This window comes from Paenibacillus pseudetheri, assembly GCF_924513355.1.
Taxonomy (GTDB): Bacteria; Bacillota; Bacilli; order Paenibacillales; family Paenibacillaceae; genus Paenibacillus_AQ; species Paenibacillus_AQ pseudetheri.
In genome coordinates this window covers 102,421-123,464 of record NZ_CAKMAB010000011.1, presented here as the reverse complement: position 1 = coordinate 123,464, position 21,044 = coordinate 102,421, and the positions used below count along the sequence as shown (strand labels likewise).

At 43.5% G+C, this 21,044-nt stretch carries 23 protein-coding genes; 20 read left to right on the top strand and 3 right to left on the bottom strand.

What is annotated here, in order from left to right; all coding sequences use genetic code 11:
* Nucleotides 1–42 precede the first annotated feature (42 nt).
* From sigJ to L1028_RS12745, 5 genes are all read left to right on the top strand, one after another.
* Nucleotides 43–918, top strand: a complete 876-nt coding sequence (gene sigJ, locus L1028_RS12765) for an RNA polymerase sigma factor SigJ (RefSeq protein ID WP_234534339.1) — start codon at nucleotides 43–45, stop codon at nucleotides 916–918.
* An 85-nt stretch (nucleotides 919–1,003) separates the two neighbouring features.
* Complete coding sequence (locus L1028_RS12760) at nucleotides 1,004–1,441, top strand: carboxymuconolactone decarboxylase family protein (protein ID WP_234534337.1); 438 nt, start codon at nucleotides 1,004–1,006, stop codon at nucleotides 1,439–1,441.
* 227 nt (nucleotides 1,442–1,668) lie between these two features.
* Nucleotides 1,669–3,411: a spore germination protein gene (locus L1028_RS12755; RefSeq protein ID WP_234534335.1), complete on the top strand. Its 1,743-nt coding sequence runs from the start codon at nucleotides 1,669–1,671 to the stop codon at nucleotides 3,409–3,411.
* Between the two features lie 27 nt (nucleotides 3,412–3,438).
* A complete protein-coding gene (locus tag L1028_RS12750) occupies nucleotides 3,439–4,530 on the top strand; it encodes a GerAB/ArcD/ProY family transporter (RefSeq protein ID WP_234534333.1) in 1,092 nt (363 codons plus the stop codon).
* Entirely contained in the window at nucleotides 4,527–5,735 is a 1,209-nt protein-coding gene (locus tag L1028_RS12745; RefSeq protein WP_234534331.1) for a Ger(x)C family spore germination protein, read from the top strand. The genes L1028_RS12750 and L1028_RS12745 overlap by 4 nt, the downstream gene beginning before the upstream one ends.
* A 22-nt stretch (nucleotides 5,736–5,757) precedes the next feature.
* Here L1028_RS12745 and L1028_RS12740 read toward each other — a convergent pair whose 3' ends face one another.
* On the bottom strand, nucleotides 5,758–6,642 hold the full coding sequence (locus L1028_RS12740; protein ID WP_234534329.1) for a CHAD domain-containing protein: 885 nt from the start codon (nucleotides 6,640–6,642) through the stop codon (nucleotides 5,758–5,760).
* A gap of 178 nt (nucleotides 6,643–6,820) precedes the next feature.
* On the opposite strand from L1028_RS12740, the gene L1028_RS12735 reads away from it, so the two are divergent.
* Nucleotides 6,821–7,750 carry a lipoate--protein ligase family protein gene (locus L1028_RS12735; RefSeq protein ID WP_234534327.1) on the top strand — a complete coding sequence of 310 codons (930 nt, stop codon included), beginning with the start codon at nucleotides 6,821–6,823 and terminating at the stop codon, nucleotides 7,748–7,750.
* Nucleotides 7,751–7,821: 71 nt separating this feature from the next.
* Here the strand turns inward: L1028_RS12735 and L1028_RS12730 are convergent, their stop codons facing one another.
* Nucleotides 7,822–8,601, bottom strand: a complete 780-nt coding sequence (locus L1028_RS12730; protein WP_234534325.1) for a carbon-nitrogen family hydrolase — start codon at nucleotides 8,599–8,601, stop codon at nucleotides 7,822–7,824.
* A gap of 163 nt (nucleotides 8,602–8,764) precedes the next feature.
* On the opposite strand from L1028_RS12730, the gene L1028_RS12725 reads away from it, so the two are divergent.
* The 7 genes from L1028_RS12725 to L1028_RS12695 all read left to right on the top strand — a co-directional run bounded on the left by L1028_RS12725 (nucleotide 8,765) and on the right by L1028_RS12695 (nucleotide 13,943).
* Nucleotides 8,765–9,193 (top strand): MarR family winged helix-turn-helix transcriptional regulator, encoded by a 429-nt coding sequence (locus tag L1028_RS12725; protein ID WP_042184581.1) that lies wholly within the window; start codon nucleotides 8,765–8,767, stop codon nucleotides 9,191–9,193.
* 42 nt (nucleotides 9,194–9,235) lie between these two features.
* On the top strand, nucleotides 9,236–9,877 hold the full coding sequence (locus L1028_RS12720) for a nitroreductase family protein (RefSeq protein WP_234534324.1): 642 nt from the start codon (nucleotides 9,236–9,238) through the stop codon (nucleotides 9,875–9,877).
* 26 nt (nucleotides 9,878–9,903) lie between these two features.
* Complete coding sequence (locus L1028_RS12715; protein WP_234534322.1) at nucleotides 9,904–10,197, top strand: putative quinol monooxygenase; 294 nt, start codon at nucleotides 9,904–9,906, stop codon at nucleotides 10,195–10,197.
* Between the two features lie 154 nt (nucleotides 10,198–10,351).
* The gene (locus tag L1028_RS12710; RefSeq protein ID WP_234534320.1) at nucleotides 10,352–10,729 is read left to right on the top strand and encodes a hypothetical protein; all 378 of its coding nucleotides are present in this window, start codon (nucleotides 10,352–10,354) and stop codon (nucleotides 10,727–10,729) included.
* A gap of 72 nt (nucleotides 10,730–10,801) precedes the next feature.
* Complete coding sequence (locus L1028_RS12705) at nucleotides 10,802–11,128, top strand: ArsR/SmtB family transcription factor (RefSeq protein ID WP_042123860.1); 327 nt, start codon at nucleotides 10,802–10,804, stop codon at nucleotides 11,126–11,128.
* A 99-nt stretch (nucleotides 11,129–11,227) separates the two neighbouring features.
* On the top strand, nucleotides 11,228–13,009 hold the full coding sequence (locus L1028_RS12700; protein ID WP_234534318.1) for a SulP family inorganic anion transporter: 1,782 nt from the start codon (nucleotides 11,228–11,230) through the stop codon (nucleotides 13,007–13,009).
* Between the two features lie 232 nt (nucleotides 13,010–13,241).
* Complete coding sequence (locus L1028_RS12695; protein WP_234534316.1) at nucleotides 13,242–13,943, top strand: DUF1361 domain-containing protein; 702 nt, start codon at nucleotides 13,242–13,244, stop codon at nucleotides 13,941–13,943.
* Here L1028_RS12695 and L1028_RS12690 read toward each other — a convergent pair.
* Entirely contained in the window at nucleotides 13,940–14,257 is a 318-nt protein-coding gene (locus L1028_RS12690; protein ID WP_234534314.1) for an MGMT family protein, read from the bottom strand. The two genes, L1028_RS12695 and L1028_RS12690, sit on opposite strands and share 4 nt — an antisense overlap.
* A gap of 174 nt (nucleotides 14,258–14,431) precedes the next feature.
* Here L1028_RS12690 and L1028_RS12685 point away from each other — a divergent pair, with 174 nt between their 5' ends.
* The 7 genes from L1028_RS12685 (at nucleotide 14,432) to L1028_RS12655 (ending at nucleotide 21,031) form a co-directional block, all read left to right on the top strand.
* The gene (locus L1028_RS12685) at nucleotides 14,432–15,541 is read left to right on the top strand and encodes an RNA-guided endonuclease InsQ/TnpB family protein (RefSeq protein ID WP_234534311.1); all 1,110 of its coding nucleotides are present in this window, start codon (nucleotides 14,432–14,434) and stop codon (nucleotides 15,539–15,541) included.
* Nucleotides 15,542–15,920: 379 nt separating this feature from the next.
* The gene (locus tag L1028_RS12680) at nucleotides 15,921–17,462 is read left to right on the top strand and encodes a spore germination protein (protein WP_234534309.1); all 1,542 of its coding nucleotides are present in this window, start codon (nucleotides 15,921–15,923) and stop codon (nucleotides 17,460–17,462) included.
* Complete coding sequence (locus L1028_RS12675; RefSeq protein WP_234534306.1) at nucleotides 17,459–18,610, top strand: Ger(x)C family spore germination protein; 1,152 nt, start codon at nucleotides 17,459–17,461, stop codon at nucleotides 18,608–18,610. Before L1028_RS12680 ends, L1028_RS12675 begins: the two co-directional genes overlap by 4 nt.
* Before the next feature lie 14 nt (nucleotides 18,611–18,624).
* Nucleotides 18,625–18,828 carry a hypothetical protein gene (locus tag L1028_RS12670; RefSeq protein ID WP_234534305.1) on the top strand — a complete coding sequence of 68 codons (204 nt, stop codon included), beginning with the start codon at nucleotides 18,625–18,627 and terminating at the stop codon, nucleotides 18,826–18,828.
* Nucleotides 18,829–18,854: 26 nt separating this feature from the next.
* On the top strand, nucleotides 18,855–19,964 hold the full coding sequence (locus L1028_RS12665) for a GerAB/ArcD/ProY family transporter (RefSeq protein WP_234534302.1): 1,110 nt from the start codon (nucleotides 18,855–18,857) through the stop codon (nucleotides 19,962–19,964).
* A gap of 94 nt (nucleotides 19,965–20,058) precedes the next feature.
* Nucleotides 20,059–20,715, top strand: a complete 657-nt coding sequence (locus L1028_RS12660; RefSeq protein WP_234534300.1) for a hypothetical protein — start codon at nucleotides 20,059–20,061, stop codon at nucleotides 20,713–20,715.
* Nucleotides 20,716–20,734: 19 nt separating this feature from the next.
* Nucleotides 20,735–21,031 carry an antibiotic biosynthesis monooxygenase family protein gene (locus L1028_RS12655; protein WP_234534298.1) on the top strand — a complete coding sequence of 99 codons (297 nt, stop codon included), beginning with the start codon at nucleotides 20,735–20,737 and terminating at the stop codon, nucleotides 21,029–21,031.
* The last annotated feature ends 13 nt before the right edge of the window (nucleotides 21,032–21,044 follow it).

Here is a 21,044-nt window from a genome sequence, read left to right as displayed (position 1 = left end):
GGTATGAAAGGCACAGCTTTGGAAGGAAGGAGTCTAGCTCGTATGGATTTTCAGGTTGCATATACCAACTATCACTCTCTGCTGCAAGCAATCGCTTACCGTATGACCGGCTCTATAGCAGATGCAGAGGACCTCGTTCAAGACGTATTCATCGAGTACAGCAAGCTACAAACTATAGATATCACCCATCCGAAAGCTTACTTAATCCGTATGATAACAAACCGTTGCATCAACTATATGCAATCCGCCCGTATAAGGAGAGAGCAATATGTCGGCACATGGCTGCCGGAGCCGCTCGTCAGCTTTACGAATGGAGGCGGCGATAATCCTGCTGATCTCTTCGATCACGATGAAAATGTATCCTACGCCCTGCTCGTCATGCTGGAACATTTGTCGGCTGTTGAGAGAGCCGTCTTCATCTTGCGCCAATCCTTCGCTTTCGAATATAGCGAAATTGCCGATGTATTAGGAAAATCAGAAGCCAACTGTCGAAAAATATTTAGCCGCGCTAATGATAAGCTGCATCAACAATCGCCCGTTTTGCCAGGCAACACGGCTCAGGCGACACCTCTTGCGACAGCATTCCTCGCAGCTGCGCGAGGCGGCAACGTCGATGCGCTTGTCAGCCTGCTGACCGAGGACGCGTTGCTTACGTCGGACGGCGGCGGTAAAGTTCGCGCAGCGATCTTCACCATTACGGGCAGAGATCGTGTTCAAGCTTTCATTGAAGGCGTCATTACGAAGGGCTTCCTCGGAGATTCGCAAAGCATGGTGCTACTTAACGGCCAGCTGGGCATCGTCATCTATCGGGAGGGCCGGCCGCTTAAGGCGATCAGCTTCCAGCTTGATGCGGCCGGGGAGCGGATCGAGCATATTTATATCGTACTTAATCCCGATAAATTACAACGAATAGGGTAACCTGTCACAAACCGAGCTTCTGTATTGTCTTAGTAGTGAAACAATCAAAAGATAACCGGTTTACAGCCGGAGAGGAGCTATCCACATGGAACAAAGAATGGATCTGGCCGGTGAAATTCCAGCCGCATACAAAGCGATGATGGGTCTTGAATCGTTCGTACAATCGACAGGCATGGAGAAGTCGTTATTGGAGTTAATCAAAATCAGAGCGTCACAAATTAACGGCTGCGCCTTTTGTATCGATATGCATACGAAGGATGCCCGCAAGGCAGGCGTGTCGGAACAGCGCATCTACATGTTGAACGCATGGCGTGAAGCGCCGTTCTACAGCGATGAGGAGCGCGCAGTGCTTGCGCTGACCGAATCGGTTACGCTCGTGACGCAAGGACATGTACCGGACGATATCTATTCGGAAGCGGAGCGCCATTTCGATACTAAGCGACTTGGCGAGATCATCATGGCAATTGTTACAATCAATGCATGGAATCGCATCGCGATAACCACTCGCATGATGCCGCAATAAACTTTAATCACGTCAGCCGAGCGTCCAAGGCTAGCATCCGACACTTTACAGCATACGATATAGGTGTGTTATTTACTGGAAATACATGGACAATGAAGTCGGAAAACAATGCTTTAACAGAACCTTTGTCGAAGCCGGAGACCCCATATTGTGGGGTTTTTTTTGTATGCATGAATTACCCATCTTCGGTAAAAAATACGGTCACAGCTATAATGGAGGTGTTTGGGGTGTGGAATGAGGTAATAGAGTTAATTCCAAGTTGGGGTGTGGTTTTCCAAGGGATTATGATCTTCTGTGTCCCTTTCTTCCTACTTCGTACAATAAGCTGGGCTAAAGCCAAAGAAGACAGGATAACGACTAGAGCGGAAAAAGCTACTGGCAGCAAAGGTGGAGGCGTTTCATCCGGAGAAGACTCTGGAGGAATGAGCGTCGAAGAAGGGACTAAGGGGCAGAATAACTCGAATGAATTAACTAAGGATACTGATGCAGCAATAACATACAGTGGTCATTTAAAAGAGGATTTGCAGAAATTTAAAGAGATCAGCGCCGATATGCATGATGTGAACGTAAGGGAATTGCGAATCGGAAGCATAATGACCAGGGCAGCGCTATTGTACGTAGACGGGCTAACGGACAAAGATAAGATGGATCAGAATATATTGAAGCCGTTAATGAATGCGTATCAGCCATTTAAAGATATGAACTTAGTACCGGCAGCCAAGGATCTACAAGATATTCTCATCCATGAGATCCTGCTTATCTCGGAAGTTGAGCTTACGGATAGTGCATACCTCTCGCTTCAGAAGGTGTTATTTGGATCTGCTGTGCTGCTCGTGGAGGGGATATCCAAGGCTTTTGTGCTTAGTAGTCCGAAGGGGAACACAAGGGGGATTCAGGAGCCGGAATCTGAAGCAGTCCTGCGGGGCTCACGAAGCGGATTTAACGAGACATTAAGCGACAACACAGCAATGCTGCGTAGACACGGGCAGAGTACGGAGTTAGCTATGATTTCTTTTTCTGTAGGAAAGAGAATGCAGAAGGAACTCATCTTAACCTATATCAAGGATATTGCGAATGATGAGCTTGTAGAAGAGGTTAAACGAAGAATTAAAACGATAGATATAGATGATGTTCAAGAATCTGGTTATGTCGAGCAATTGATTGAGGATAATAGCTACAGTCCCTTCCAGCAGATTCAGAATACAGAAAGACCGGACCGTGTAATGGCAGCACTTCTGGAAGGAAGAGTAGCTATCTTAATTGATGGCACTCCCTTCGCCTTGATTATGCCGGTTACCTTTGGGATGTTACTGCAATCGCCAGAGGATTATAACGATCGCTGGATGGTAGGGTCGCTGCTGCGTCTTTTGCGTTTTTTCGCGGCAACAATATCACTTTTTGCGCCAGCACTATATATTTCCTTCCTCTCGTTCCAGCCAGGATTGATTCCAACGAAGTTGGCTATTTCCATTATCGCCTCCAGGCAAGGCGTTCCCTTCACTGTATTAATCGAAGCATTGATTATGGAGACCTCGATTGAAATCTTACGGGAGGCTGGACTTCGCTTGCCTAAACCTATCGGTCCGGCGATGGGGATTGTCGGCGGTTTGATCATTGGCCAAGCCGCGGTAGAAGCTGGGATCGTGAGTCCAATCCTAGTCATTGTAGTATCAATTACGGCTGTTTCTTCCTTCTCTATGCCAATGTATAGTGCGGGGATGACGCTTCGTATGCTCCGGTTTGCAGCTATGTTTTTTGCAGCAATCTTTGGATTATACGGAGTGGTACTGTTTTTTCTTTTGCTTAGTAGTCATTTAATTAAGCTGAAGAGCTTTGGGATTCCCTATCTTGGTCTGGCAGTCCCGAATAAGACAGTCAATTGGAAAGATTTTATATTCCGTATGCCTTTCCAATTTTTAACCGGGCGGCCTACGTTGTTGAAACCAAAAGACCCTTTGCGTAAAGGGTGAAAAGTCTAGGTGAAGGAGGAAGAGAACATGAGCCCCGATGTAAAGGACCGAATTACTGCTGTTCAAGCGACAGTCATTCTAGCCAATTATACGATTGCGGCAGGGGTGCTTACGCTTCCTCGGACCATTGTAGAGGCCAGTGGTAGTCCAGATGTATGGATAAGTATTTTGTTAGGGGGAGTAATCTCCTTTCTGTTCGGATTGATCATAGTGAAGCTTAGTCAACGCTTCCCAGGCCAAACTTTTTTTCAATATATCGGGAAGATCATCGGCAAGCCACTCGGAATGGTTCTCTCAATAGGAGTCATTGGATATTTTCTCAGTATCGCCGGCTTTGAGATACGTTCGGTGCAGGAAGTGACCTCTTTTTTTCTACTGGAAGGAACACCTCCTTGGGCGATAGTAGCTGCTTTTATATGGATTGCCTTCTATTTATGCAGAGGAGGAATTAATGCGATCACTAGCATGTGCAGACTTATTGTTCCGATCACCTGGACAGTGTTTCTAGGAGTTTGTCTGCTTAGTTTCGAAGTTTTCGACTTTAATAACCTGCTTCCCGTCCTTGGAAACGGATTGGAACCCGTGTGGAAAGGGATTAGGCCAACCATCCTTACCTTTACAGCTGGAGAAGCAATGCTGTTCGTTGTTGCATTTATGGACAAGCCCCAAAAAGCAGTGAAGGTAATAATAGCTGGAACTTGTATATCGACGGTATTTTATGTCCTGGCAGTTGTAGCGACTATAGGTGCCTTTTCTATAGATGGAGTTCTCACAAGAACCTGGCCGTTTCTCGATCTTGTACGAAGTTTTGAAGTGAACTATCTCATCTTTGAGAGGTTTGAGTCGTTGTTGTTGGTGATCTGGATTATGCAGATCTTTTGTACCTTTTGTATTGCGACTTATGCAGCGGCGTTAGGCTTGTCTCAAATCATTCATAGAAACTTCAAAAGCTGTTTATTGGCGTTACTTCCTGTTGTTTATATAGTTTCTAGGATTCCTCCCAATGTGAATGCTTTGTTTGCTTTAGGATCAGGCATCGGTGATTGTATGCTTATTTTATTCGGTTTGCTTCCCTTACCATTATTAATCATCACCTACTTCCGGAGGGCTGCTTCATGAAAAAATGGAGGTTGTGGATCGTACTCTCTGTACTGTGTTCTCTGTTATCAGGCTGCTGGAGCAGCACACCGATTGAGGAGTTAAACATGCAGATTGGGGTTGCACTGGACAGTGCGGAGGAGTCAGGAGGCGGGGAAATAGCTAAGTCTGAAGGGGAGAATCATACGAAACCTACAAAAATAATAAGCACCTATCAATTTACGATTCCGCAGGGGTCGGGAGGGGCTGTTATGAAGTCTTCTTCCAGTTCCTCTTCCTCCTTTAAGAATTACTATAATATGAGTGAAACTAGCGATTCTATCTTTGAAGCGATGCGGCAGCTTTCACTGCGTACTAGACGCACTCCGATTGGTCATCATTTAAAGGTTATTGTGATTAGTGAAAAACTCGCGCGTTCCAATAACCTTACTAAAATCATAGATTTCTTTACTCGGGATAATGATATTCGTCCGAGTGTTATGTTATTTGTCAGCAAGGGAATGGCTAAAGATGTATTGGAAAATGCACTGCCGGGTCAGACTCCTGCATTTGTACTTGAAGGCATCTTCAATAATAGAGACCGGAATATGGGGATATGGGAGCCGGTTACTTTGGCAAAAGTAGTTGGTCCGTTGCAAGGAAAGAAAAGCTTCTTATTGCAAAATGTTATCGCTATTAATCAGGAGACAAAGCTATCAGGAGCAGGCGTAATCAAAGGGACAACGGGGAAGCTTGTTGGATTTTTGGATGAGTCGGAGCTGGAGGGGATGGCTTGGCTGACCGGAAAGGGGTTAGGAGGAGTGCTTAAGACGTATAATCCGGATACCAATGACCTCTTAACCTATGAGGTGAAATCGATGCATAGCAAGATCAAAGCTAATGTGAACAATGGGCAAATCTCTTTTAACGTGAAAATAAAATCTACAGGTAGATACGCCGAGGTCTTTGCCGAGAAACCGAAGAAATTACATGACGGAATTGTAAAGAAGGATAAAGCCTTGCTGCAGAAACGTGTCCTAGAAATGGTGCAAACTACTGTAACAAAGATGCAGAAGGAACTGCATACCGAAGCTGCCGGTTTCGGCACCAGTCTACATAATCAGCATCCAGCCGTATGGCGGAGCGTCAAGGATAACTGGGACGAAACCTTCAGCCAAATTCCGATTACCTATGAAGTAAATGTGAATATAGAAGAATACGGCGCATCAGATACAACGGCTGAATAGAGAAATTGTAAAAGGTTCAGAGTTACTTCATTTGATGTGTGAGCGGTATGACATCATTTTGATGTAGTGCATCAAGTACCTCGGTTTTTAATTCTTTAGTAAAGGTAATCCATGTTTTTTTGCCGACATTCAGCTTTTCTCGCCCAATAGCATTTAGTATTTCCAGCCATAGGCGTTTATCGTTAATTAGCCCGAGTTGATCTTGGATCTGCTTATATATTTCCTCATGGGCATGAAATTTCTGATTTAGCGCAAAAGAGGCTGCACTAGCGGTATATCGAAGTTCCTTAGCAGCCATTCTCAGCTCATGCAGTGATTCGAAGGCTGCTTCTGATTCGGTATCTTGTCCACGAAATATAGCCTTGCAAGCTTTTTTCTTCTGCTCGTAAGCTACCTCAAGTTCGCGCATGACAACGTTGGCATCTTTTTTCGCTACCAGGGCCTCAAGCTGTTCACTTAGGAAGGCTTTCCACTTCTCATCCAGATCTTCATTGATTAGCTTAGGCAGCTCATCGGCCAGCTTCTTACGATAAGCTTTGCGCTTGTTCTTTTGGTGGTCGATCACTGCCTTCAACAATTCTGCGGTCTTTGTATCGCCGTTTTCCTTAGCCTGTTTGCGTTTAGACTTGAACGATTCGATGAGAACGTCTGTATCTCTGACTTTACCTAATCTCTTTTGGGCTTTCTCAAAAAGGGGGTATAACCCTAGAGTATGGCTCGGATCGAGAATGGATAGCAGTGTCAACAGCTTGCGGCAGTTCACTCTTGCCTGGTGAATGTCCTCGTCATCGAATTTGCTAAGTGCATCATGGCAGTAATCCCAGAAATCAATATACAGCAGGTTAAGTGCCTGTTCCCATTGTCTTGTCTTGGTTAACTGTCGTTCCTTCATCACTTCCACTGTCATGCGGCATCACTCCTTAACGTTGTGTATAGCATGAACCTAAGGCTACCCCCTTTTCGAGCTGGGGCTCGTTCGTATACTATAAGGATAGCGTTATCATAGCCTCATTTCAATTCTGATTTCGCACCAGCGAGGCAGATCGGTTACAATATCACGGATAATACGGGAAAGAGGAGAATCGGTGAATACTCGGGAGTACGATGCAATGATTAATGGATCTGTTAATAGAAGTAAAGAAGTCATCGGACTTCCTGCAGAAATGGGACTTTTTCAGCATCTAATCTTAAAGGATGACAGTATAGATGAGGAAGCCGGGGGCATCGGGGAGATGTTGATTCCGTTTGCCTTTGAAGAGACTCTTTGCAGGGATGTCGGAGCCGGGCTTGTTCCTCCTAGTTTGCACCTATGGAGTCATTCCCGGGGTGTTGCGCTCGGACTACGTGATAGTAAGCTTCCGTACGCGGCTCAAGCGATGGCTAAGTTGGAGCAGCAAGGAATTCGCACAGCGGTAAGACATTCCGGTGGTGCTGCGGTACCTCTGGATGATGGAATTGTTAATGTTTCGCTAGTTCTCCGCAAAGGACGCGGAAAGCTGGACTTTCATGATGACTTTAGGCTTCTGGCTTCTCTGATTACCGAGGCAGTGGCTATGAGTCACCCACAGGCTGCGGCTCAAATTGAGGCTGGTGAAATTGTTGGTTCTTACTGCCCGGGGGACTTCGATTTGGCGATCGGTGGGCGAAAATTTTGCGGCATTGCTCAGCGCAGACAAAATAATGCCTATTTCGTGCATGCATTTGTAGTGGTTTCGGGTTCGGGACAGGAACGTGGTGAACTCATTCATAAATTCTATGAGCAAGCCTCAGGAGGAGACTCAGCATTATCGTATCCACGGGTTCGTCCAGAGACGATCGCTGGGCTTGGTGAACTAGGTGGACCAAATGCTACTGAAGAATTTGCCGAAGGCATTAGACAAGCATTAGCCCACCGTGGAGTGATGCTTAAATCCTCTGACAGGCTACAGCGGGAGACCGGATATTTCTTGGACTATGAAGATCCGCGTGTTCTGGATGCTGCGCGAGTCCTGCATGAACGTTATGCCCAAGGATAAATGGATATTGAGCATCGTTAAGAAGGACGTAACAGAAATCTGGCGAGAGGCCAGCATCTGTTACGTCCTTTTTAATCATATAAGTCCGGACGTCTGTCTGCAAAAATCGGGATTTGTGCTCGAATTTCACGCACCATATGTAAATCGATATCCCCCGTTAGGATTTCTTCCCCTTCAGAAGCTTCACATAAAATATCTCCCCAAGGATCAATTATCATAGAATGTCCAGCAAAGGTATTGTTAGGATCGCTTCCTGCACGGTTGCAGGCTACTACATAACATTGGTTCTCGATCGCTCGGCTGATCAGTAGTGCACGCCAATGTGACAGCCTGGGTAATGGCCATTCTGCACTGACAAACAAGATTTCTGCGCCTTGTGCGGTATGAGCACGAACCCATTCTGGAAAACGGATATCATAACAGATTAATCCGGCACATAACGTGCCTTCCAATGTGAAGAGACCTTTGTCTTCTCCCGGCTGCAAATACAGATGTTCATCCATTAGCTGAAACAAATGCAGCTTACTGTATTCGCCAACGAGTTCACCAGATCGATTAAATACAAACATACGATTAGTTACACCGGAGGCGTTCCTGCTAGCGACTGAACCAGCGACGATATTGATGTTGTATTGCCTGGCTAATCTGGAGATGAATTCCTTGGTAATTTCTCCTTCCGGATCGCCAATATCTTCTAGTCGGGTCAGATCATAGCCAGTGGTCCAAAGCTCAGGGAGAATAAGACAGTCGGGGGCTGTGGCGGCAGCTTCACTAATTTTATTTGCTACAGCAGCATAATTCATATGGGGATTGCCAAATGCTATATCCAGCTGAATCAGGGAGATTCTCATAGGATTCCTCCTTTTTGTTCAAGACTATAGCACCATAAGAGGATAAGCAATGTTGATTTTTAAAAAATGATTTGATATATTAGTTGAGGGGTCAATGATTATCAGTTAATATAATTTTATGCAAAACAATTGTACACAATTAAATTTATAAAGGAGGTATATTTTGACGGAGCACTATCCTGAGGAAGACCGCATATTTGAACTGCTGCAGGCATTAAACAAGGGAATCTGTCCGAAATTTGAACGATGTGCTGGGATTAGTCCCACACGGCTTCGCCTCCTGCATGAATTATTCCAGGTGGATGAAGTCAGCCAAATTACTCTGCAAAAGGGCATGGATATAGACGCGGCCGCCGTCACTCGGCACTTGAAAGGGATGGAAGAGAGTGGGACGATCACTCGCCGCAACAACCCCGCAGATAACAGGGTTACATTGGTCTCATTAACGGATCAAGGGCGGGAAAGAATGATTCAATATGGCGAAGAGAAGAGACGATTTGTTGCTACTCTGCTTACTGGATTTAACGATCAGGAGCGAAAAGTGCTCATAGATATGCTTAATCGTCTGCAATCTAATATCAATCTGTTGTAAATGTAACTACCCAAATTACACATTCAAAGGAGAAATACACATATGAACGCTACACAAACACAAACCAATGATTTTAAAGAAATTATTACGGGTCGCCGCTCTATCCGCAAATATGATCCATCCGTTAAGATCAGCAAAGAAGAGATGACTCAGATTCTTACGGAAGCGACTCTTGCACCTTCTTCTTTGAACATGCAGCCTTGGCGGTTTCTTGTCATTGAAAGTGACGAAGCAAAAGCGACTTTAGCTCCTCTTGCTCGCTTTAATAGCGTACAAGTTGAAACCTCTGCAGCTATGATTGCCATCTTCGGTGATTTGAACAATTTCGACTATGCAGAGGACATTTATGGCACAGCTGTTGAACGTGGACTAATGCCTGCTGAAGTAAAAGAAAATCAATTAACTAGATTATCTGCTCACTTTGCTACCTTGCCACGTGAAGTTAACAAAGATACTGTGCTTATTGATGGTGCTCTTGTTGCAATGCAGTTGATGCTGGTTGCCCGTGCACATGGTTACGATACAAACCCAATCGGCGGTTATGAAAAAGATCAACTCGCAGAAGCATTTGGCATGGAAAAAGATCGTTATGTTCCTGTAATGTTGCTTTCCATCGGTAAGGCTGTTGATGCAGGTTACCCATCTGTCCGTTTGCCTATCGATAAGATTGCTGAGTGGAAATAATATTTATATCTTAGGAGGAATAAACAATGATCATTACCCATGCAGTACTTAAAGTGAATCCGGAACGCCGCGAGCAGTTTTTGGCGGAATCCAAAACACTTCTCACAGCTACTCACGCTGAAGAAGGAAATCTCTCTTACGAGCTGTATGAGAATGCTGGAGAAGCAAACTCATTTATTATGGTGGAGACTTGGCGCGACGCTGAAGCCGTATCCAGCCACAATACGAGCCCTCATTTTACCGCGTTCTCAGCTAAAGCTGGTGAATTCTTGGCTGCGCCACTAGACGTAAAAGTATTTAGCGCAGAGCAAGTGAAATAAGTTATCTCGATTCTTAGTGAATCTTGTTTTATCCTAAACAGGGATGATCCATAGCCATAATGGCTCGGGCATCCCTGTTTTTGTCTTCCCCGTTATATAAGGCCCATTGTCATGTATAATGATCGTTATAAATTATCAAGGTGGAGTAGTAGCTATGAAAATCAAAATTACAAAGAGTGGCTTGAAAAAGGACGAGGTATTCTTTCTCACAGATTTTGGCGAGGGTCGGGGGATTTGGTGCGGTGCTCCTGTGAACCCAGGGACAGAAACGGATGTGGAATTCGAGCTTCCGGAGCTGCTGATGAGATGGGTGGATATTCTACCTGTATCTACTAGTGAGTTCAATATTAGGTTAGAGGTAGATAAGGTTGTTTTTACCGGAGTACTGGAGAATATTGAAGAGGACGGAACTGGATTTTTGCGAATAGGTGAAAGTTTAGTGATGTTCGAGTGTCTCGGTGAGCCTATGGCGCTTGGTGTGTTTGTAGAAGTACAGGTTCGTAATGTGAGCATCTACCCCTTGAGTATTTGACGCTTATCAGGGACTAAGATAACATACAAAGATAACATTAGATTCAGAAGTAAGTATGAGGAGTAGAAGTCTATGAACACCGAAATTCAGCAATTTAAGACTGAATTCTTCAAGGCGCTGGCTCATCCGATGCGAATTCGTATACTGGAACTGCTCAGCGAAGGTGAGAAGAATGTGAATGAGCTACAAGCCATTCTAGGATCAGAAGGTTCTGCTGTATCTCAACAGTTAGCTGTTTTACGCGCCAAGAATGTAGTAGCCAGTGTAAAAGAAGGCACCACTGTGATCTATTCGTTACGTGATCCTCTGATTAAAGATCTTCTGGTCGTAGCTAAACAAATATTTGATAACCATCTGGTGAATACCATTTCATTGCTCGAAGGTATGCGCGGAGAATAAAGGAATAACATTATTTTGGCGTTGACAACAGTTGCGTCCTAGAGTAATGTTCTTCTTATATTCAAATAATCAGATATTTAAAGAAAAGAAGGTTTGATCATGATAGGGTGGGGCCGATATAAAGGCTACAACATGAATGCATTCCGCAAGGATTTGATTTCGGGGACAATCGTCGGTGTTATTGCCATTCCTTTGGGGATGGCATTTGCTATTGCATCCGGTGTAAAACCGGAGTATGGCATTTACACGACAATCGTTGCCGGAATATGTATTTCATTGTTCGGAGGATCAAAATTTCAGATTGGTGGGCCAACAGGTGCTTTTATTCCTATCTTGTTTGCCATTGCGATGGAGTATGGTTATGAGAACTTGCTTATCGCTGGGATGATGGCAGGGGTTATTCTAGTTCTCATGGGGTTATTAAAGCTGGGTGTATTGATTAAGTTTATTCCGAGGCCAGTAACGATTGGTTTCACAGCAGGGATAGCGGTCATTATCTTCACCGGACAGATTGCTAATTTCCTTGGATTAAGGAGTATAGAGCGGCATGAGAGCTTTATAGATAACATGAAAGAAATTGGGCTTCATCTATCGACGATGAATGGATACAGTATCCTGACAGCCGTGATTTGTCTTGCCGTCGTTATCCTAGCGATTCGATTCGCACCGAAGGTGCCTGGATCATTGGTGGGACTTCTGTGCGCGACTGTGATTGCTGCGTTATTCTTTAGCGGTAAAGTGACTACGATTGGCTCTGCTTACGGAGATATCCCTAATACCTTACCAAGCTTTCGATTTCCGGACATTACTTGGGAACGAATTACCCTGCTAATTCGTCCGGCATTTATCATTGCAATGCTAGGTGCTATAGAGTCATTGTTATCCGCTGTTGTAGCGGATGGAATGACAGGTAGCCGCCATAATAGTAACCGAGAACTGATTGGTCAGGGGATCGCAAATATTGCTGCTCCATTGTTCGGAGGCATACCAGCGACAGGTGCAATTGCTAGAACAGCGACGAACATCAAGAGTGGCGCTGTTTCTCCAATCTCAGGGATCGTTCACGGGGTTGTAGTGTTTCTAATTCTCCTGTTGTTCGCACCCTATGCTTCCAGTATTCCTTTGGCTGCGATGGCACCGATCTTAATGGTAGTAGCTTGGAATATGAGTGAGCGCAAAGAGTTCCTTCATCTGCTTAAGATTAAGACCGGCGATTCCTTGGTGTTGTTCATTACTTTCTTGTTAACGATATTTGCAGATTTAACGCTGGCTGTAGAGGTGGGATTAATTCTTGCGGTTATTCTGTTTGTGAAACGAATGGGAGAGGTTCATTTGGTAGCCAAAGTGCTGCCTGATCCGAAGTCCGTTAAGGTAGAGGCACATATGGTTACGGAGAGTCATGATTGTCCGCAAATTGGAATTTACACGGTGGAAGGTCCGCTGTTTTTTGGCGCTGCTTATCGATTCGATGACACTATGCCAAGCTATGGCGACTCGAATCAGCCCAGAATTATATTAATGCGGATGGGGAAAGTCCCTTTTATGGATACCACCGGAGAATCCAATTTAGCTGGGCTGGTGCGGCATTTACAAGCCGTTGGAGGGAAACTAATGATCTCCGGCATTCAGCCACAGCCGCTTGAGCTACTCAAGAGGACTGGACTGTATAACACCATAGGTGAGGCTCAGTTTTATCCACACACCGGGGAAGCAATTAATGACGCACTTAACAGCATCGATTACAATAAGTGCATTGGATGTAGCCATGCTGCTTTTAGGGAGTGTACAGCGTTCTCCTGTCAGGAAGAAGCGGGAAGTGTGCGTGGTCTGAAAGGGCGCAAGAAACCTGTAATTGCACCTGAACTAAATAGTGGTCTTTGAGTTAAATAGAAAAGAGTTAGCCCGGACGTTTCTGCGTCCGGGTTTTTGGTACAAATATAAGAAAGTATAAGTTTCACACTATACATTATCCTTCTATTTCTCGCCTAAACGCTTATCATCCTAATAAGGACGATGAAGACGTTTATGCTTGAAATTGGACTTGGGAATGCCAAATTTGTACAATTGTGTATAAGTTAAATGTAAACTATCTTGATAAGGAGAATATAAGCTCATGAAGGAATTGAAATATCCGAAGGTGTTTATGCTCTTGGCAGGCCTGTCTGTGGCGACATTGGCCGTATATCGTGTAGTGTCGCTACAGACGGATTCGTTTTATGCATTTTTACTCTGGAATTTATTCCTGGCTTGGATTCCATTCCTGTTCTCTATGGCTGCTTATGAACTGGATAAAAGGAAGATAGGTGGCTTGCTGCTTGTTCCGCTAGGCGTTGCTTGGCTGCTGTTCTTTCCAAACGCGCCTTATCTCATGACGGATCTGGTGCATCTAACGATAAGAAAAAGCAGATATATCGTGGATGGCACCATTCAGAATCGGTATTGGTATGATCTGGTTACTCTCCTGTTGTTCACTTGGAGCGGCTGGTTGACCGGGTTCTTCTCTTTATACCAGTTCCAGACGGTTGTTTATCGCAAAAGCAGCCTGCTCTTCTCTTGGATATTCGTACTCGCAGCATGTGTACTTGGGGGGTATGGTGTCCTGCTTGGCCGAGTCTACAGGCTGAATAGCTGGGACGTACTGACGGACCGGCATCAGTTATACCAACTGGTTATGGACAGCTTGAATCGACAGTCGGTATTTTTTAGCTTGTTCATTGCGTTTGTATTGCTGGTTATCTACACTACGATGTACTGTTTGCTAAACGGTCTTGGAACCAGTGAAAGAGGAAGGGACACCAAGCGCATACGTGGTTAATCCATAAATTCCGGATCAAATTGGTATTGCTTCAGATCTACCACACCTTTTTCATTAAAAATAATGCCTTCCTCCTGCAAATAAAGCTTCTGAAGGGAGCTAGATTCATCTTCAGTCAGGGAGATCATGCCCTTGGCATTTATGACCCGATGCCAGGGGAGTTTATGTTTTCTGCTCATGGAGTGAAGGATACGAACTACCTGTCTCGCGCCTCTTGGGCTTCCTGCCGCACGTGCTATTCCTCCGTAAGTCATCACCTTACCTTCAGGTATGGATTGTATGATACGTATCACTTGTTCCGTAAATGGTGTCATAGGGAGCTCCTATCTCTTATTTTTATCATTTTCGACGTGGATACCCGTGACTTAAGTCATGGGAGGAAACGTCGTTGGCGAAAGCCAAAGTGTTCCTTCCGATTCGCTTTCACTTCTTGCTTTTTTTACCAAAGAATATGGTATTGTTAGATTAGTGAAAGGTGGTGAGTCTCATTGTCTACTATTACTGCAAAAATACAAATTTACGTTCCAGACGAACAAGTTGATTCTCTGGTAATTACAACAAACGCATATCGTAAAGCTTGCAACTGGTTATCTGCTAAGGTATTCGAAACAAAAGAATTGAATCAAGCTAAACTCAATTCAAGTTTCTATACATTATTGAGAGAAACTTTTTACTTAAAAAGTCAAATGGCTCAATCGGTTATGAAAACCGTCATTGCTCGTTATAAATCTGCTAAATCTAATGGTCATCAGTGGTCGTTAATCACCTTTAAGCAACTGGAGTATGATTTAGTCTGGAATCGTGATTATTCTCTTAACAAAAATCATTTTTCCGTCAATACGTTAGATGGACGTTTGAAATTTCGTTTTGAAAAACAAGGTATGAAGAAATACTTCGACGGTACTTGGAAATTCGGCACCGCAAAGTTAGTCCATAAATTTGACAAGTGGTTTTTGCATATTCCTGTGACTAAAACGTTTGAAGAAATTAGTGACACAAGCATCAATAACGTTGTTGGTATTGATTTAGGCTTGAATTTTTTAGCTACAACTTATGACAGTCAAGGAAAAACCAAGTTTTTCAAAGGTAGAACCATCAAACATAAACGAGGACAGTTCAAAGCTATACGCAAGCAGCTACAACAATGCCAAACCTCTTCCGCACGTAAACGTCTAAAAAAAATAGGTTCAAGAGAAAACCGTTATGTTCGTGATGTTAATCATCAAGTAACAAAGGCACTCGTTGAGCAATATCCAAAAGGGACGTTGTTTGTATTAGAAGATTTAAGTGGTGTTCGTAACGCTACCGAAAAAGTTCTAGTACGCAATCGATATATAAGTGTCTCTTGGGCATTCTATCAATTCCGTGAAATGCTTGAATATAAAGCCAAATTACACAGTCATAAAGTGATGGTAGCAGACCCTAAGTATACTTCTCAAACGTGTCCTAAATGTGGACACGTTGATAAGCGCAACCGTAACAAGAAACAACATACTTTTGGATGTTGTAATTGCCACTACAAATCAAACGATGACCGTATTGGTGCAATGAATCTGTACAGAAAAGGCGTAGAAGCCATGAGTACAGTTACTAGTTAAGCATGTCTTTTCTAGTAGGGGCGAAGTCAACCGTCCTTATGTTCTAACACGCTAAGGTAGGAGTACCATCACGTACGTCGGCACTACTGGTTAGGAATAAGTCTAGAAGGCTTGTATGAAGTACAAGCACCGTCTACGTTGTAGGCGGAGACAAGCTCGTGACTTTAGTCATGAGTTGTTGACCAAATTATACCAGATGATCACTGTAATCATAAACAATCGACAAAACCGCTGCTAAAGCGGTTTTTTTATATTTAACTGATGAAGTTTACTCCCCCTCGCTAAGAAGTTGATCCCTTTTCAGTATAATTTTGGCGGATAGTATTTAGTGAGATGGGGGATAATTTCTAGGAAACCTATTGTGACAGGAGTGACTACTGTGGAGGAACAGACAGCACGCAAAGATTCTCAACAAAATACGACGTCTGGGCAGACTCCGAGTACGTCACTAGATGAAATGATGAACCTGTTTCGACAAATATTCAAGGATGATGGCACCCTTAGAATCAGAGTGCTAAATAATGAGTACAGTGAAAGTCTTCGCTTCGGATTAGTCTATGTTGACGGGATGGTTGACAAGCATATGATTCAGGAGGGAGTTATTAAGCCATTGATGGCTTTTAATTTCACCAGAATGGATGATGGCAACACAGCTGAACTGATGGAGAAGATTCGGACGCAGGTCATTAACATTACTGATGTGGTTGCCTCTACAGATTTGAATGAAATGATCAGTGCGATTATAGCTGGCAAGACTTTATTGCTGCTCGACGGTTATGCTGGTGTTCTCAATATTAATGCACAAGGCTGGGAGACAAAGGCTATTACGGAGCCAGTCACCGAGAAAAGTGTTTATGGTCCGCGGGAAGGATTTACAGAATCGCTGCTAGTTAACCTGACTCAAATCCGTCGAAGACTACAAGATCCTGATCTGAAGTTTATTTTTAGCCAGATCGGGACACGTTCCAATACACAGATATGTATCTGCTATATGGAAAGCCTGGCATCACCAAGTATTATTAAAGAATTGCAGGATCGACTTAAGCAGGTGGATATAGATCTTATTCTGGATACGGCATATCTTTCGGAATTAATAAGAGACGAACCCTTTTCACCCTTTGAAATGACAGGAAGCACAGAACGACCGGATTCCTTAGTCAGTAAAATGATGGAGGGTAGAGTGGCCTTACTCATAGAAGGTAGTCCGTATGCGATGACCGTACCCTATCTATTTGTGGAAAATTTTCAAGCAAGTTCTGATTATTACATTAACTATTATTTTGGTTCATTTAACCGAATGCTAAGAATGGTTGGAGCTTTTCTGTCTATTAGTATTCCCGCACTTTATGTGGCTTTGGTCACCTTCAGTCAGGAAATGATACCGACCCAGTTATTGCTCAGCATTGCTACTTCAAGAGTAGCAGTCCCCTTTCCGACAGTAGTAGAGGCAGTGTTCATGTTAACGATATTTGAAATCCTAAGAGAGGCAGGAGAACGGATTCCTACCTATATTGGACAGGCGATCAGTATCGTAGGGGCTCTTGTGTTAGGGCAGGCGGCCGTAGAAGCAAGATTAGTAAGTGCTCCGATGATTATTGTAGTCGGTTTAACCGGAATTATGACGCTGCTCAATCCTAGATTGACGGGTCCATTAATTGTAGTAAGAGCACTTCTACTAATTGCAAGCTTTATGCTAGGGGTTTACGGGTACTTTCTCGGGATACTCGGGCTTGTTATTCATTTGATGAGTCTGCGCTCCTTTGGGGTATCATACATGCTTGGGATAGGCTCTATCCGTCCGCAGGATATTAAAGATACAGCGATCAGGGCACCGTGGTGGCATATGCATCTGCGTCCAGCGATGATCGGGGCACGAAACAGGAAGAGAAAAGGGTCCAATAAAATAGAGAGAAGGCCATGAACATGCTGAAAAAGGTAATCCTGGCCTTTATATCCCTGATCCTTCTTATAAGTGTAACTGGCTGTTGGAACTACTCTGAAGTGGATGATATATCGATTGTAGCCGGGGTGGGGATTGACAAGGGCGAATCTGAAGGGGAACTGTCAGTAACGGTAGAGATTGTGGATACGAAGGTAGGGATGAAATCAAGTCCAGCTGGATTTAAAATACTAACACTCTCTGGCAAGACGATTTTTGAGATTGCGCGAGGAATAATCTCCATAACAGGAAAAAAATTATTTTGGAGTCATTCCAAAGCGATTGTTCTCAGTGAAGAGCTAGCCCGGGAAGGAGTTATCAAAGTGATTGATTGGTATAACAGAGATACAGAGACACGATCGGATGTATACATATTCGTCTCTAAAGAGAAGACGGCTAAGGAAGTGATCAGTCTAAGCAGTGTAACGGAAAGTATTACAGCCTTTGCACTAGCACAACAGATGAGGTCTGAGAAGAATGTCAGTACGGCTCCCGTCGTGGAAGTTTGGGATTTCATTGATAAGTTAGAGGCTTCTGGCGAATTTGCAATGGCCCCACTTATTAATATTCATGAACAAAATAAGACGAAAAATGCTCAGGTAAGTGGGACAGCTATATTCAGAATGGATAAAATGGTTGGCACGATCAGCGGTGAAGAAACGAAATATATGCTGTTTGCCATAAATCAAATCGAGGGTGGGGTGCTACCCTTAAATGATGAACAAGGAAAACCTGCCTTTTCGCTTGAGATTCTGTCCAATAAAACAAAAGTAAAGCCAGTATGGATCGATGGCAAATTGCAAATGCAAATTAACACAGAAACGCAAGTCGGACTGGATGAGGTAATGACTCCGGAAGAATTCAATAATATTGATAGCAAGAACGTTCTTGAGAAGCGGGCCGGAAAGGAATTACAGAAGCGGATCCTTTCCGTCATCCATAGGGTTCAGCAGGATTATCATGCCGATATTTTTGGGTTTGGAGAGCTTGTGCATGAGAGAATGCCGCAAACCTGGAAGAAAGTTAAGGAAAACTGGGGACAGGAATTTTCCGAATTGGGCGTTGTTGTAAATTCCAAAGTGTTTATTAAGAGTAGTGGACAAACCTCTAGATCTATCCAGACTCATTAAAAATAGGTGATGAAGTGGTTGTAATCGTAATTCTTGTTTATGTGGTTATCGTATTGTTCGATCCTTACGGATTGTTAAAGCAGGGGATGAAGCGGGACTTTTGGGTTTGTTCAGCCTTATGTCTAGTTTCATTTGGTATTGCTATTGCATTGTCCATGAAGTGGTCGATTCCCAGCCCTTCACCACTAATTGCAAATTGGATCAAGAAGCTATTTTAGGGAACAAGCTTAAAAGGAGAAAGTGTATGAATAAGGAGATCATTCCTGTAGGGCATATGATTAGCGTTACGGTTTTGTTTACTGTAGGAACTTCCATATTTATGGGCTTGCCAGGACAATCTGGTAACAGCAAGTGGATCGCTCTGCTTTTTGCCATGGTACTTGTAGTTCCTCTTATACTGATATACGCAAGACTTCATGTTCTTTTTCCGGGTAAGGATCTGTTTGATATGCTGATCGCTGTATATGGAAGAGTTCTCGGGCGAATGATCTCCTGTCTCTATATTTGGTATGCTTTTCATCTGGGGGCACTGGCTCTCAGGGTCTTTGGAGAATTCAGTAGATCGGTCGCCTTGACCGAAACACCGATGCTTGTTCCTATGCTATGTCTTGGGTTATTGTGCATTTGGGTGGTTAAGGCGGGGATTGAGGTGCTGGGAAGAAGCGCGAAACTTCTGCTTCTATTTACTATAGCTGTGAATTTGATTATTTTCACATTATCTATTTCCAAGCTAGAGTATCATCATTTACTCCCATTGTTTGACAAAGGCTTACAGTCGGTATTAAGTGATACTATGGGCACGTTTTCTGTTACATTTGCAGAGATTATAATAATACTGGGGGCATTTAGTACTATATCGAACAAAGCCGCAGGTAAGAAAATATTATTTGGTGGTGTACTGATTTCTGGGATGATTATTCTTTCGGCTACGCTACGTAATCTATTGATGCTCGGCCCTGAAGTAGTGTCCAGTCTGAATTTTCCCTCTTATGTGTCTGCGAGTCGTATTAATGTAGGTGATTTTCTGTCCCGAATTGAGGCTTCCACAGCTGTTGTATTTGTAATCACAACCTTCATAAAAGCGAGCTTATGTCTATACGTAGCTAGCAGTGGAGTAGCTAAAGTATTCAAGTTAAAAAGCTATCGCTCTGTTGTGCTTCAGATGGGACTGCTCATGATTTATTTTGCCGATTTCGTGTACAAGGATATGTTGGAGATGCAGTATTTTTCCTACCATATTTATAAAATCTACGCGCTTCCATTTCAGGTGATTATTCCGTTGATACTATGGATTTGCGCTGAAATTATGGTTAGTAGAAGTAAACATAAGCAGCAGACAGCATCACAACAATAGGCCTTCATTCGAACATTCCTGATCTCTAGTAAAGATTAGGAATTGTTTGATTTTAAAACTAAACATAAGTTAGCTATAATGATAGATACATAGAATGGTTGTTTTAGAAAAGAGGGAAACAGGTATGAACGTCAGCAACATCATTATGTCCTCTTATTGGGGTAGAGAGGTTAGACATAAATATATCACTCAAGGATCTAAGGCATTGGCTGTTATTTTTCCAGGTAAAAATTACTCGGCTGAACGCCCTCTGCTAGATTATGCGGCCAAAGCAGCTCGGGAACATAATTGCGATGTCCTGCTGCTTGAATATGGCTACCAGAGTGCTAGAGTAGGTTTTAAGCGTGATGAAATGATTATTCTCATTCAGGAATGTAAGGCGGCCATTGCATCTCTTCCTGAATACAAAAAAATTCTATTCATTAGCAAAAGCGTGGGTTCGGTCATAGCAGGGAAAATTTCAGAAGAGCTGGAAATACAGAAAAAGACGTCTCATTTATATATAACACCATTACCTGAGGCGATCCCTTTGATACAGCAGAGTCGTGGGACTGTAATTTATGGGGGAAGCGACCCTTTATTTAGCGAACAGCTTTCTGGTGAAATTAGTGGGCTTCATCATTTAAAAGTGTATAGAATCGATGATGCTAATCATAGCCTTGAGGTAGAGCAGGTCAACGAGTCACTAGCCATTCTGCTTGTTATTATAAATTTTTATCATGAATTTTTCCGTGAAGCTTTAAATACATAACCTTTGGAGGATGCTTATTATGATTTTGGAAGCTGCGATGCTGCAAGTGAAGTCTGGTTTAACCACTGAATTTGAAAAAAGCTTCAAGGAGGCATCAAGCTTAATTTCTTCGATCGAAGGCTACATAGGGCATGAACTGCAACATTGCTTGGAGGATGATCATAAGTATCTGCTGCTTGTGAAGTGGAGAACGCTTGAAGATCACACCATAGGATTCAGAGAATCCAGCCAGTATCAGGAATGGAAGGCGCTACTTCACCATTACTACGACCCATTTCCGGTTGTTGAGCATTTTACCTGCATTAATCTGGACTAATTGGAGGCTGCCG

Coding starts and splice junctions, on each gene's coding strand:
- L1028_RS12710 (WP_234534320.1), top strand. CDS start 10,352: ATGAAAATCAAAATTACAAAGAGTGGCTTGAAAAAGGACGAGGTATTC.
- L1028_RS12705 (WP_042123860.1), top strand. CDS start 10,802: ATGAACACCGAAATTCAGCAATTTAAGACTGAATTCTTCAAGGCGCTG.
- L1028_RS12745 (WP_234534331.1), top strand. CDS start 4,527: ATGAAAAAATGGAGGTTGTGGATCGTACTCTCTGTACTGTGTTCTCTG.
- L1028_RS12750 (WP_234534333.1), top strand. CDS start 3,439: ATGAGCCCCGATGTAAAGGACCGAATTACTGCTGTTCAAGCGACAGTC.
- L1028_RS12690 (WP_234534314.1), bottom strand. CDS start 14,257: ATGACACCATTTACGGAACAAGTGATACGTATCATACAATCCATACCT.
- L1028_RS12655 (WP_234534298.1), top strand. CDS start 20,735: ATGATTTTGGAAGCTGCGATGCTGCAAGTGAAGTCTGGTTTAACCACT.
- L1028_RS12720 (WP_234534324.1), top strand. CDS start 9,236: ATGAACGCTACACAAACACAAACCAATGATTTTAAAGAAATTATTACG.
- sigJ (WP_234534339.1), top strand. CDS start 43: ATGGATTTTCAGGTTGCATATACCAACTATCACTCTCTGCTGCAAGCA.
- L1028_RS12700 (WP_234534318.1), top strand. CDS start 11,228: ATGATAGGGTGGGGCCGATATAAAGGCTACAACATGAATGCATTCCGC.
- L1028_RS12665 (WP_234534302.1), top strand. CDS start 18,855: ATGAATAAGGAGATCATTCCTGTAGGGCATATGATTAGCGTTACGGTT.
- L1028_RS12740 (WP_234534329.1), bottom strand. CDS start 6,642: ATGACAGTGGAAGTGATGAAGGAACGACAGTTAACCAAGACAAGACAA.
- L1028_RS12675 (WP_234534306.1), top strand. CDS start 17,459: ATGAACATGCTGAAAAAGGTAATCCTGGCCTTTATATCCCTGATCCTT.
- L1028_RS12730 (WP_234534325.1), bottom strand. CDS start 8,601: ATGAGAATCTCCCTGATTCAGCTGGATATAGCATTTGGCAATCCCCAT.
- L1028_RS12715 (WP_234534322.1), top strand. CDS start 9,904: ATGATCATTACCCATGCAGTACTTAAAGTGAATCCGGAACGCCGCGAG.
- L1028_RS12760 (WP_234534337.1), top strand. CDS start 1,004: ATGGAACAAAGAATGGATCTGGCCGGTGAAATTCCAGCCGCATACAAA.
- L1028_RS12660 (WP_234534300.1), top strand. CDS start 20,059: ATGGTTGTTTTAGAAAAGAGGGAAACAGGTATGAACGTCAGCAACATC.
- L1028_RS12695 (WP_234534316.1), top strand. CDS start 13,242: ATGAAGGAATTGAAATATCCGAAGGTGTTTATGCTCTTGGCAGGCCTG.